Origin of the sequence: Flavobacterium sp. (genome assembly GCF_046317795.1) — a bacterium.
Taxonomy (GTDB): domain Bacteria; phylum Bacteroidota; class Bacteroidia; order Flavobacteriales; family Flavobacteriaceae; genus Flavobacterium.
This window is the reverse complement of sequence record NZ_JBKCVI010000117.1, coordinates 1-10,202: the sequence shown is the minus strand read 5'-3', so window position 1 is coordinate 10,202 and position 10,202 is coordinate 1. Positions and strand designations below refer to the sequence as shown.

Sequence of the window (10,202 nt, the reverse complement as noted above, 5' to 3'; positions counted from 1 at the left end):
GGCAGCAACTGTAAAATCAACTGCTTCACCAGATAAACCTACTGTTCTGTTGTAATTTGACGACGCCATAGATACAATCGAATTGCGACTGTCCTTTCCTTCAATAAATAATTTGTAAGCGCCAAGTGTGGTTGCTCCACTTAATAAAGAAATCATAAATAAACTTGAAAATCGTTTCATAACTAGTACTATTAAAATTATTTGAATGTAAAATTAAAAACAATCTTTTTTTTTACAAATATCCTTTAACGCTCGTTTAACAATTTTTAAGATAATCTTAATATTTGCTATATTTGTTGAAGTTATATGCGCTATGAAAATTTCTTTTTTTAAATACCAAGGAACTGGAAATGATTTTGTGATGATTGATAATCGCCAAAATAATTTTCCAAAAGAGAACATAAGTCTTATTGAAAAATTGTGTGACCGACGTTTTGGAATTGGTGCAGACGGACTAATTTTGCTCGAGAATGAAGAGATTGCTTCGAATCTCGCAAAACCGACCGATTTCAAAATGGTTTATTATAACTCCGATGGAAATCAAAGTTCGATGTGTGGCAATGGTGGAAGATGTATCGTAGCTTTTGCTAAAATGTTGTCAATAATCGACAACGAAGCCACTTTTTTAGCAACTGACGGTTTGCATCATGCTTCAATTTTAGAGAATGGTATCGTTTCCTTGCAAATGAAAAATGTATCAAAAGTTAGAGTGGAAGAAGAGTATGTTTTCCTCAATACAGGTTCACCGCACCATGTGATGATGATGGATGATTTAGAAAATTATGATGTAAAAAAAAATGGCGCTACAATTCGTTATTCTGAATTGTATGGAAAGGAAGGTAGTAACGTGAATTTTGTTAAACAGTTATCAGAAAATCATTTTGCTTTACGAACCTACGAACGTGGTGTTGAAGACGAAACGCTATCTTGTGGCACTGGCGCAACTGCTGTCGCTATTGCAATGCATGCTATCGGAAAAACAAACGCACATCATATCTTTTTAGATGTTGAAGGCGGAAAATTGGAGGTTTCTTTTGTGAAAGACGGGAATAGTTATACTAACGTTTTTTTAAAAGGACCAGCAACATTTGTCTTTGAAGGGGAAATAACATGGTAACACTTCAAGGAAATACTATTTTTCTACGTGCTCTCGAACCTGAAGACTTAGTGTTTATCTATCGTATAGAAAATGATGAAAACATTTGGGAAGTGAGCAATACGCAAACACCGTATAGCAAATTTTTAATTACTCAATATCTTGAAAATGCACATCAAGATATATACGAAGCCAAACAGTTGCGCTTGGCTATTTGTAAAATTGAAAATCTTGAAGCTATTGGATTGATTGATTTATTTGATTTTGACCCAAAAAACAAACGCGCTGGTGTTGGTATTATTATTCAAAATAATGTTGATCGAAACAATGGTTTTGGTAAAGAAGCTTTGGGTTTGATGATTAATTATGCATTCCACCAATTGCAATTACATCAATTGTATGCAAATATTAGTACCGAAAACCTACCGAGTTTGTCCCTTTTTACGACATTTGAATTTGAAAAGATAGGAGTTAAGAAAGATTGGAATTTCACCAACAATTCTTTTCATGATGAAGTATTATTGCAATTAATTAAAAAATAAACTAAAATATTTTCGATTTTGAATACAAAGAGAAATACTATTTTTAAAGTCCTAGCAATTGCTTTTTTGCTTATTGTCATAGTTGTTTTTGTCAAATTTTTTACTTCAAATACTAATTTTGATAAAGATGAAATTTATGTTCAAGTCCCAACCGGTTCTAATTATACAGATGTTGTGAAAATCATTTCTCCCTACATCAAGAACATGTATAATTTTGAGTTTATAGCCAAGCTTCGTTCGTATCCTAATAATGTTAAGTCAGGACGGTTTTTGTTTAAAAAAGGGATGAGTGCTTTTCAATTGGTAGGTGCCATAAGGAGGAATACTCCAGTAAAATTAGCTTTCAATAATCAAGAACGGTTAGAAAATCTGTGCGAACGAGTTAGTTCACAAATTGAACCTGATACTACTAAATTATTAGCAACATTCCGAGATACTGTTTTCTTGAGGCAAAATGATTTTACTAAAGATAATGTTTTTGCCATGTTTCTGCCCAATACGTATGAAGTCTATTGGAATATTTCGGCAGAAAAATTCAGAAGTAAAATGTTGGACGAATACAAACGTTTTTGGACCAAAGAACGAATTGCTAAAGCGGATGCTTTGAATTTAACTCCTGTTCAAGTGATTACTTTGGCATCAATTGTTCACAAAGAAACCGTTAAAAAAAGCGAAAGGCCTACTGTGGCTGGGGTTTATCTAAACAGATTGAATATTGGAATGCCTTTACAAGCGGATCCAACTGTGATTTATGCGTTGAAATTAAGAGATAAAAATTTCGTCCAAATAATAAAGCGAGTTTTATATAACGATTTGTTTATCAATTCGCCTTTCAATACGTATCAAAACATTGGATTGCCACCGGGACCAATCGCCATGCCCGATGTAGATGCTATTGATGCTGTTTTAAATCCAACAAAACATGATTATCTTTATTTTTGTGCCAGTGTTGAAAAATTTGGATACCATGAGTTTGCTTCTACCATTACACAGCACAATGTCAATGCCAAAAAATATGCCGATTGGTTGAATGCTCAAGGCACAAAAAGATAACTTTTGAAAACGAAGTATTACATTATCCTATTTTTATTTTTCTCCAGTTTTCTATTTTCTCAAAGTTCCATTGAAAACTTTTTAAAACCATCGGATACCTTAAATAAAAAGCGACTTAAATCCCTTGTTGTTTCTGAGTTAGCCATTGGTTCAGCTGCCTTGATTGGTTTAAACCAATTGTGGTATGCTGATTATCCCCGATCCGATTTTCATTTTATTAATGACAATGCCGAATGGCTTCAAATGGATAAACTAGGTCACGTTTTTTCATCGTATCATCTAGGGAGTTATGGTGCTGATGCTTTGAAATGGTCTGGCGCTAGCAGAAAACGCCAACTGATTTATGGTTCAACACTGGGTTTAGCATTTCTAACTGCCGTTGAGGTTTTTGATGGCTATTCTGCCAATTGGGGGGCATCAATGGGAGACGTTGCTGCCAATGTTGCTGGAACGGCTTTGTATGTTTCGCAAGAATTACTTTGGAAAGAACAGCGAATTGTGCCCAAATTTTCTTTTCATACTACTCCATACGCATCTGCTCGTCCAGAAGTTTTGGGAAGTTCTATACCAGAGCAGATATTAAAAGATTATAATGGTCAAACCTATTGGTTATCAGCCAATATTCATTCATTTGCTAAGTCTTCAGTTATCCCAAAATGGCTTAATGTTGCCATTGGATATGGCGCAGAAGGAATGATTACAGCTAATGATGAATTTATTAATACCATTTTCCTACCTGAAAGCAAAAGATACCGTCAATTTTATCTCAGTCTTGACCTTGATTTGACCAAAATCGAAACTAAATCTCACTTTGTTAAGACACTTTTAACAGTTTTTAATTTTATTAAAATTCCCGCTCCAACGTTTGAAATAAGGGGTAACGGAGGTTCAAAGTTTCATTTTATCTATTTTTAAGCCAGTTCAACTACTTGATATTCAATTTTATAAATTTATTTGTATATTTGCACTTGGAAATATCATGTCGGTGACAGCGCTTGAAAAATAAAATTTCATGATAAAAAAAGGTATTTTTTACACATCAATCCTTCTAATTGTAGCTTTCATAAGCTCGGGTTTTAAACCCTATAATTCTCAAATTATAAGCGGTTTTGGTGTTGATGAAAATGAAGAACTATTATATGTTTTTCCATCTCAAAATATCATCGACTATGTAACCCTTAGAGTTCCCTACACTGGAAAGTATTTTATTGGCTATAAAGAAGCCATTGCGCACAAAGAATCACAAGGAAAATACAGAAAAATTAATACTTTGGGTTATTTAGGTAAGTATCAATTTGGTGTTGAGACTTTAAAATCAATTGGTATTCATGACAGTATAGGGTTTTTAAATAGTCCAAGACTTCAAGAAAAAGCATTTGTTGTTTTACTTTCAAAAAACAAATATGAGTTAAGAAATTACATTGACTACTTTGAGGGTAAAATAGTAGATGGTGTTAAAATAACTGAGTCGGGAATTTTGGCTGCAGCTCATCTTGGAGGAACAGGTTCAGTAAAACGTTTTCTGAATTCGAATGGAGAAAAAAAATGTAAAGATGATTATGGTACTTCGGTGAAAACGTATCTTAGAGATTTTGGAGGATTTGAAACGAGTAGAATTCAAGCCATAAAAAACGCCAGAGTTAACTAATCACATTTTGTGAATAATAAAAATGGTCGGTCTATTGTGTAGGTCGACCGTTGTTTTTTTCCAATCAGCCACTCGTAACGTTTTTATAAATTCTGTTGGTAAAGTTATATCGGTTGCAATACAAAGATGGGTATTGGGTTGCAATGCTTGTAAAATATCTTCCAATAAGGTATTGTTTCTGTATGGTGTTTCAATGATAATTTGTGATTGATTTTTATCATGTGATAATTTCTCCAATTTTTTTAAAGCGATTTTTTTTTCATTTTTATCAATAGGAATATAGCCGTTAAAAGCAAAACTTTGTCCATTCATTCCTGAACCCATCATGGCTAATAAAATAGAAGATGGACCAACTAAAGGAATAACTTGAATGCCTTTTTCATGTGCTATTTTCACAATTACCGCTCCAGGGTCAGCAACTCCGGGACAACCTGCCTCACTCATTAATCCAACATTAATTCCATTTAAACAAGGAGCAATCATCGAATTGTGTGCTGCAATAGCTGTATGTTTATTGAGCGTTTCTATTTTTAAACTCGCTTGAACTTTCTCAGGATTGATGGCTTTGATAAATTTTCGAGCCGTTTTTTCATTTTCTACAATAAAGCAGTCTATGAAATCGATGGCTCTTTTTACGGTTTGTGGTAACACATCATGTGGATTCATATCTCCCAAAGTGGTAGGGATTAAGTACAATTTTCCTCTGAGTGTTATGGGTTTCATTTTTGTAGTCTTTTTTTAGTGCTTACACTCAATGCGATGCATTTTAAGAATGTTTTTCAATCAATTTTTTGGCTAGAATATCACAAGCTTCATCTAGCATTTCATAGACCATGTCAAAACCATTTTGTAATCCGTAATATGGATCCGGAACATCGACATTTTCTCCAGGAAATAAGTGATTGAGTATCATTTCGACTTTGTTTTTGTGAGCTTCACTTTTGGCTAATAGTATCACATCGTCATAATTGGAACTGTCCATGACGAATATATAATCAAAGTAATCAAAGTCGTTTGAGGAAAATTGTCTACCCTTTTGATTGGTAATATCTAGACCATTTTTTTGAGCTGTAAGTATAGAACGTTGATCAGGTTGTTTGCCAATGTGATAATTTCCGGTTCCGGCGGAGTCTACATTAAATCTATCTTTTGGGAGTTTTGAAGCTAAAAGTCCTTCTGCCAGTGGAGACCGACAAATATTTCCAAGACAAACCATTAAAATTTTAATAGGCATACTACAGTTTTTCTCTAAAGAGCAAACTTAATCAAAAAAAAGCTAATTACAGTGATAGTTTTTTGTGAATGTCTTCAACGAATTTTTTGAATTGTTTGTCTGTTGACACTAAATTATCGACAGTTTTACAGGCGTGAAGTACTGTTGCGTGGTCTCTATCGCCTATTTGTGAACCAATATTTGCTAAGGAAGATTTAGTAAACTTTTTTGCAAAAAACATGGCCAGCTGTCTTGCTTGAACCACGTGACGTTTTCTTGTTTTTGATTGTAAAGTATCAATATCTAACTGGAAATAATCGGAAACTACTTTTTGAATATAGTCTATTGAGATTTCGCGTTTTACATTTTTAACAAATTTTTCTACAACACTTTTGGCTAAATCTAAAGTGACTTCTTTTTTATTAAATGAAGATTGAGCTATTAATGAAATAATGGCACCCTCTAATTCTCTAACATTTGATTTAATGTTACGAGCTACATATTCTATAATTTCATCAGGCATTTCAACACCATCTCGATATAAAATATTTTTTAGGATAGAAATTCTGGTTTCATAATCGGGTTGGTGTAATTCTGCGGATAATCCCCATTTGAAACGAGACAGCAATCGTTGTTCGATATCTTGCATATCAACTGGTGCTTTATCCGAAGTAAGAATTACTTGCTTTCCATTTTGGTGTAAATAATTAAAGATGTGGAAGAAAACATCTTGCGTTCCAGTTTTTCCTGAAAGGAACTGAACATCATCTATAATTAATACATCTATTAATTGATAAAAATGGATAAAATCATTTCTGTTATTTTTCTTAACTGAATCTATGTATTGTTGTGTAAATACTTCGGCAGAAATATACAAAACGGTTTTCTCTGGATATTTATCTTTAATTTCAACACCTATAGCATGGGCTAAATGGGTTTTTCCTAATCCAACGCCACCAAAAATCAATAATGGATTGAACGAAGTTCCTCCTGGTTTATTAGCGACAGCCATACCGGCTGAACGTGCTAACCTGTTAGAATCACCTTCCAAGAAATTATCAAAACTATAATTTGGATTAAGTTGCGACTCGATTTTTAGGTTTCTAATTCCAGGAATTACAAAAGGATTTTTGAGTTCTGGATTTAGATTTTTATAGGGTGCATCAACATCTTGAGATTTCAATGGACTTCTGTGAGAACTTGGTAATTGTTCAGTGTAAGGTTGTTTATTGCCATAAGTGTTCTCCATTTTGATTTTATAGAGTAACTTTGCATTTTTTCCGAGTTCTTTGGTTAACGCTACTTTTAGTAATTTTACGTAATGTTCTTCAAGCCACTCATAAAAAAATTTACTAGGCACTTGGATGTACAATGCGTTATCAGTAAGTTCAACTGACTTAATCGGTTCAAACCAAGTTTTAAAAGCTTGTTCTTGAATATTGTCTTTAATAAATTCAAGACAGTTCTCCCATACCGATTGCGCAGTTTTGATCATATTGATATAAAATTAATAATTAGTTTAGGTTTTTTTTTGTATAAATGACAATAAAAATCGTCTAATTTTTCGGGGTAACAAATATGTGAATAAAATTTGTTAAAAAAAATTTTAATGGCATTGATTTTTAAAAAATATTGTTGTAAGGAAATTTAAAAAATAGATCATAAGTAAAAAAATCAGATGAATGAACATCAAATAAATGTTAGAGTTCGGTATTCGGAAACCGACCAAATGAGTGTAGTGTATCATGGTAATTATGTGCCTTATTTTGAGATGGGTCGCGTGGAATGGCTTAGAAATAAAGGGATTTCGTATAAATCGCTTGAAGAAAACGGCATTGCGCTTCCTATAGTTTCGATGACTATAAATTATAAAAAGCCCGCTCGTTACGACGACTTACTTAAAGTCATAACGAAGTTTAAAAGTCAAAGTTCTGTGAAGATAGAATTTGATTGTGAAATTCGCAATGAAAACGATGAGTTGTTAACAACTGCACAATTTTTATTGGTTTTTGTGGACATAAATTCTGGAAAACCTATTGCGCCACCAAAGTATATTTTAGAAGTCTTAGAGAACTAAAAAAAATTAAAGTTTTTTTATCTCAATTTCAAACAATGTAGAAAAGATGTTGAAAATATTTTCGGCATTTTTTTTTCGTGTCGCTATTCTTATTTGACAATTTTCAGTCAGATTTTGGGAAATAATGTCAAGATTTTTTTCTTTGATGACTCTCATGACTTTATTCATGTTTTTATATTCAAAGTTTATTTGGAATTGGATGTTAATCGTTTTCTCGATAATTTCAGCATGTTCTAATGTCATTTGGGCCGCGGTTTTATATGCAACAATCAGTCCGCCAACGCCTAATTTTACACCGCCAAAATAACGAACTATAACCACTAAAATATTGGTTAGCCCAAAAGATTGAATTTGTCCATAAATGGGCATTCCTGCAGTATTGCTTGGCTCGCCATCATCATTTGCTCTGAAAGTGACTTTTTCGGTGCCTAATTGAAAGGCATAACAAAAATGAACGGCACCATGATGCTGTTTTCTTAAAATTTCTAGATTGATTTTAATTTCTTCTTCAGTTGTAACGGGGAAGGCAAAACCAAAAAACTTACTGTTTTTTTCTTTAAATAAAATTGCTGCAGCAGCATTGGCTATTGTTTTATAAGTATCTTTTTCAATCAAAACTTAGAAGGGAAGGTGTTTTTGTTCAAATAATTGTACAACATCTTCTTCTCCAACTTTTAAATTCCACACCTGCAAGCCCAAATATTCAGCAATGTCAGTATTCGATTTTTTATCATCTACAAACAATGTTCTTTTGGGAGATAAATCGTGTTTTCTGATTAACGTATTGAAAATTTCTGGGTCGGGTTTTCTCATTCCCATTTCATATGAGTAATATACTTTTTCAAAGCAACGATAAAAATCGCTATAAAAACTCATACCTACTTTATGCTCGAAACGATTGATATGAATAGCATCTGTATTGGTTAATAGAAATAATCGATAGTTGCTAGATAACATTTGTAAAAACTCTAATCGGTGCAAAGGAAAGTCACCAATAGAGGCATTCCAGGCCTTACGTATTTCTTCAATACTAGCATTTGGAATATATTTTTGGAAAGTTTCTATGAATTGCAGTTCTGTAATTTTTCCTTTTTCAAATAAATCATTGTGTGCCAACAAATCTTCATTGGGACCATCTAATCCTAAATTTTTAAACGCTTCAATCGATGCTTCTTTTTCAAGATTAATAAAAACATCTCCAAAATCAAAAATAATAGTGTTAATCATGATTTATAAAAAGTTTAAGTTGGTCTTCTTTTATTTTGCTACTAGTGTAATTTCTTTTTAATAGAGGAGCTTTTACTCCATTATTAAGATTAAAATTACCAACAAAAACTCTTGCTTCGTCCCAAAAATCGGAGTCAATAAAAGTTTGAATTGTTTGCCTTCCACCTTCAATAATTACAGATTGTATGTTATTTTTAAATAAAATACCACAAATAGTTGGCAACATACTAGCATCAAAGATAACATTTTCATAAATACCATTTTCACTAATTGTTAAATTATCTTGTTCTGTTATTATAATTGTTTTAGTCTTTAAATCTTTAACAAAATAATCTTCAGCTATTTTTCCTGTTCTATCTAGTACAATTCTAACAGGATTTTTTCCGGTCCAATCCCGGACATCTAATTTTGGGTTGTCTTCAATAACCGTGTTGGTTCCTATTAAAATAGCTTGTTCTTCACTTCGCCATTTATGAACCAATTGTCTGGAAAAGGCATTTGATATCCAAACTGGCTCTTTCTTTTCTTTAGCTAATGGTGCTATAAACCCATCAAGACTCTCTGCCCATTTCAGAATTATGTAAGGTCTTTTTTTGTTGTGAAAAGTGAAAAAACGTTTATTCAATTCGTTGCATTCTTTTTCCAAAATCCCGACGGTAACATTTACTCCATTTTCGATTAATCTTTTAATACCTTTTCCTGCCACTTTGCTATTGGGATCGATAGTCCCAACTACAATATTAGGAATTTTATGTGCTACAATCAAATCACAACAAGGTGGCGTTTTACCATAATGACTACAGGGTTCAAGAGAAACATAAATTGTTGATTTTGATAGTAAAGATTTATCTTTTACGGCATTTATTGCATTAACTTCGGCATGTGGTTCTCCCGATTTTTTGTGCCAACCTTCACCAATAATTTTATTATCATATACAATCACACTGCCTACTAACGGGTTAGGATAGGTTGTTCCCAAGCCATTTTTGGCCAATTGAATACAACGATTTATATATTTTTCATGTATCTTCACCTCGCAAAAATAGTGATTAACGATTTAAGATTTTTGATTTAAGATTAAAGAATTACGATTTTTCAAGTTGAATAATACACTTTTTAAGTCTTCATTCGCTACCCATCAATTTAATAACAATGAAATGATTAGAACAATCCAAAAGGAAGATAACAAACAAATTGCAGCAGTAATCAGAGAAGTTTTTATCTCGGACGGGTTTCCAAAAACGGGAACTGCCTTTGCGGATACCCAATTGGATTTTATGTTTGAAACTTATGATAATCCGAGAGCAGCATATTTTGTTGTTGAAGAAAACGGCAAAATTATAGGT

At 32.7% G+C, this 10,202-nt stretch carries 12 protein-coding genes and 2 pseudogenes; 7 read left to right on the top strand and 7 right to left on the bottom strand.

Annotated features, from left to right (window positions below):
• A pseudogene (locus ACK5ON_RS06905) lies at positions 1 to 180 on the bottom strand (serine protease); the annotation flags it as partial.
• 133 nt (positions 181 to 313) lie between these two features.
• On the opposite strand from ACK5ON_RS06905, the gene dapF reads away from it, so the two are divergent.
• The 5 genes from dapF (at position 314) to ACK5ON_RS06880 (ending at position 4,339) form a co-directional block, all read left to right on the top strand.
• Positions 314 to 1,117, top strand: a complete 804-nt coding sequence (dapF, locus tag ACK5ON_RS06900; RefSeq protein WP_409821120.1) for a diaminopimelate epimerase — start codon at positions 314 to 316, stop codon at positions 1,115 to 1,117.
• Positions 1,111 to 1,638 (top strand): GNAT family N-acetyltransferase, encoded by a 528-nt coding sequence (locus ACK5ON_RS06895; protein ID WP_409821117.1) that lies wholly within the window; start codon positions 1,111 to 1,113, stop codon positions 1,636 to 1,638. The genes dapF and ACK5ON_RS06895 overlap by 7 nt, the downstream gene beginning before the upstream one ends.
• 18 nt (positions 1,639 to 1,656) lie before the next feature.
• On the top strand, positions 1,657 to 2,691 hold the full coding sequence (gene mltG / locus ACK5ON_RS06890) for an endolytic transglycosylase MltG (protein ID WP_409821115.1): 1,035 nt from the start codon (positions 1,657 to 1,659) through the stop codon (positions 2,689 to 2,691).
• Positions 2,692 to 2,694: 3 nt separating this feature from the next.
• Entirely contained in the window at positions 2,695 to 3,606 is a 912-nt protein-coding gene (locus ACK5ON_RS06885; RefSeq protein ID WP_409821113.1) for a DUF2279 domain-containing protein, read from the top strand.
• Positions 3,607 to 3,703: 97 nt separating this feature from the next.
• Positions 3,704 to 4,339, top strand: a complete 636-nt coding sequence (locus ACK5ON_RS06880) for a peptidoglycan-binding protein LysM (RefSeq protein WP_409821110.1) — start codon at positions 3,704 to 3,706, stop codon at positions 4,337 to 4,339.
• Here ACK5ON_RS06880 and ACK5ON_RS06875 read toward each other — a convergent pair whose 3' ends face one another.
• The 3 genes from ACK5ON_RS06875 to dnaA are packed head-to-tail and all read right to left on the bottom strand — an operon-like array spanning position 4,340 to position 7,047.
• Positions 4,340 to 5,062: an SAM-dependent methyltransferase gene (locus ACK5ON_RS06875; protein ID WP_409821108.1), complete on the bottom strand. Its 723-nt coding sequence runs from the start codon at positions 5,060 to 5,062 to the stop codon at positions 4,340 to 4,342. It lies immediately after the preceding gene.
• 43 nt (positions 5,063 to 5,105) lie between these two features.
• Positions 5,106 to 5,573: a low molecular weight protein-tyrosine-phosphatase gene (locus ACK5ON_RS06870; RefSeq protein WP_409821106.1), complete on the bottom strand. Its 468-nt coding sequence runs from the start codon at positions 5,571 to 5,573 to the stop codon at positions 5,106 to 5,108.
• Positions 5,574 to 5,619: 46 nt separating this feature from the next.
• Positions 5,620 to 7,047: a chromosomal replication initiator protein DnaA gene (gene dnaA / locus ACK5ON_RS06865; RefSeq protein WP_396175386.1), complete on the bottom strand. Its 1,428-nt coding sequence runs from the start codon at positions 7,045 to 7,047 to the stop codon at positions 5,620 to 5,622.
• 183 nt (positions 7,048 to 7,230) lie between these two features.
• Here dnaA and ACK5ON_RS06860 point away from each other — a divergent pair, with 183 nt between their 5' ends.
• Positions 7,231 to 7,629, top strand: coding sequence for an acyl-CoA thioesterase (locus ACK5ON_RS06860; protein WP_396175384.1), 399 nt, complete (start codon positions 7,231 to 7,233; stop codon positions 7,627 to 7,629).
• A 6-nt stretch (positions 7,630 to 7,635) separates the two neighbouring features.
• On the opposite strand, the gene ACK5ON_RS06855 is transcribed toward ACK5ON_RS06860, so the two are convergent.
• Genes ACK5ON_RS06855 through ribD form a run of 3 tightly spaced genes read right to left on the bottom strand, consistent with a single transcriptional unit; the run spans position 7,636 to position 9,889 of the window.
• Entirely contained in the window at positions 7,636 to 8,244 is a 609-nt protein-coding gene (locus tag ACK5ON_RS06855) for an IMPACT family protein (protein WP_409821103.1), read from the bottom strand.
• Positions 8,245 to 8,247: 3 nt separating this feature from the next.
• Positions 8,248 to 8,856 carry an HAD family hydrolase gene (locus tag ACK5ON_RS06850; protein ID WP_409821100.1) on the bottom strand — a complete coding sequence of 203 codons (609 nt, stop codon included), beginning with the start codon at positions 8,854 to 8,856 and terminating at the stop codon, positions 8,248 to 8,250.
• Positions 8,849 to 9,889 (bottom strand): bifunctional diaminohydroxyphosphoribosylaminopyrimidine deaminase/5-amino-6-(5-phosphoribosylamino)uracil reductase RibD, encoded by a 1,041-nt coding sequence (gene ribD, locus ACK5ON_RS06845; RefSeq protein ID WP_409821097.1) that lies wholly within the window; start codon positions 9,887 to 9,889, stop codon positions 8,849 to 8,851. Before ribD ends, ACK5ON_RS06850 begins: the two co-directional genes overlap by 8 nt.
• 124 nt (positions 9,890 to 10,013) lie before the next feature.
• Here ribD and ACK5ON_RS06840 point away from each other — a divergent pair.
• Positions 10,014 to 10,202: pseudogene (locus tag ACK5ON_RS06840) on the top strand (GNAT family N-acetyltransferase); the annotation flags it as partial.

What these genes read in the sequence shown, in the direction of transcription:
- dapF (WP_409821120.1), top strand. Translation starts at nt 314, where the DNA reads ATGAAAATTTCTTTTTTTAAATACCAAGGAACTGGAAATGATTTTGTG.
- ACK5ON_RS06895 (WP_409821117.1), top strand. Translation starts at nt 1,111, where the DNA reads ATGGTAACACTTCAAGGAAATACTATTTTTCTACGTGCTCTCGAACCT.
- ACK5ON_RS06880 (WP_409821110.1), top strand. Translation starts at nt 3,704, where the DNA reads ATGATAAAAAAAGGTATTTTTTACACATCAATCCTTCTAATTGTAGCT.
- ACK5ON_RS06875 (WP_409821108.1), bottom strand. Translation starts at nt 5,062, where the DNA reads ATGAAACCCATAACACTCAGAGGAAAATTGTACTTAATCCCTACCACT.
- ACK5ON_RS06870 (WP_409821106.1), bottom strand. Translation starts at nt 5,573, where the DNA reads ATGCCTATTAAAATTTTAATGGTTTGTCTTGGAAATATTTGTCGGTCT.
- dnaA (WP_396175386.1), bottom strand. Translation starts at nt 7,047, where the DNA reads ATGATCAAAACTGCGCAATCGGTATGGGAGAACTGTCTTGAATTTATT.
- ACK5ON_RS06860 (WP_396175384.1), top strand. Translation starts at nt 7,231, where the DNA reads ATGAATGAACATCAAATAAATGTTAGAGTTCGGTATTCGGAAACCGAC.
- ACK5ON_RS06850 (WP_409821100.1), bottom strand. Translation starts at nt 8,856, where the DNA reads ATGATTAACACTATTATTTTTGATTTTGGAGATGTTTTTATTAATCTT.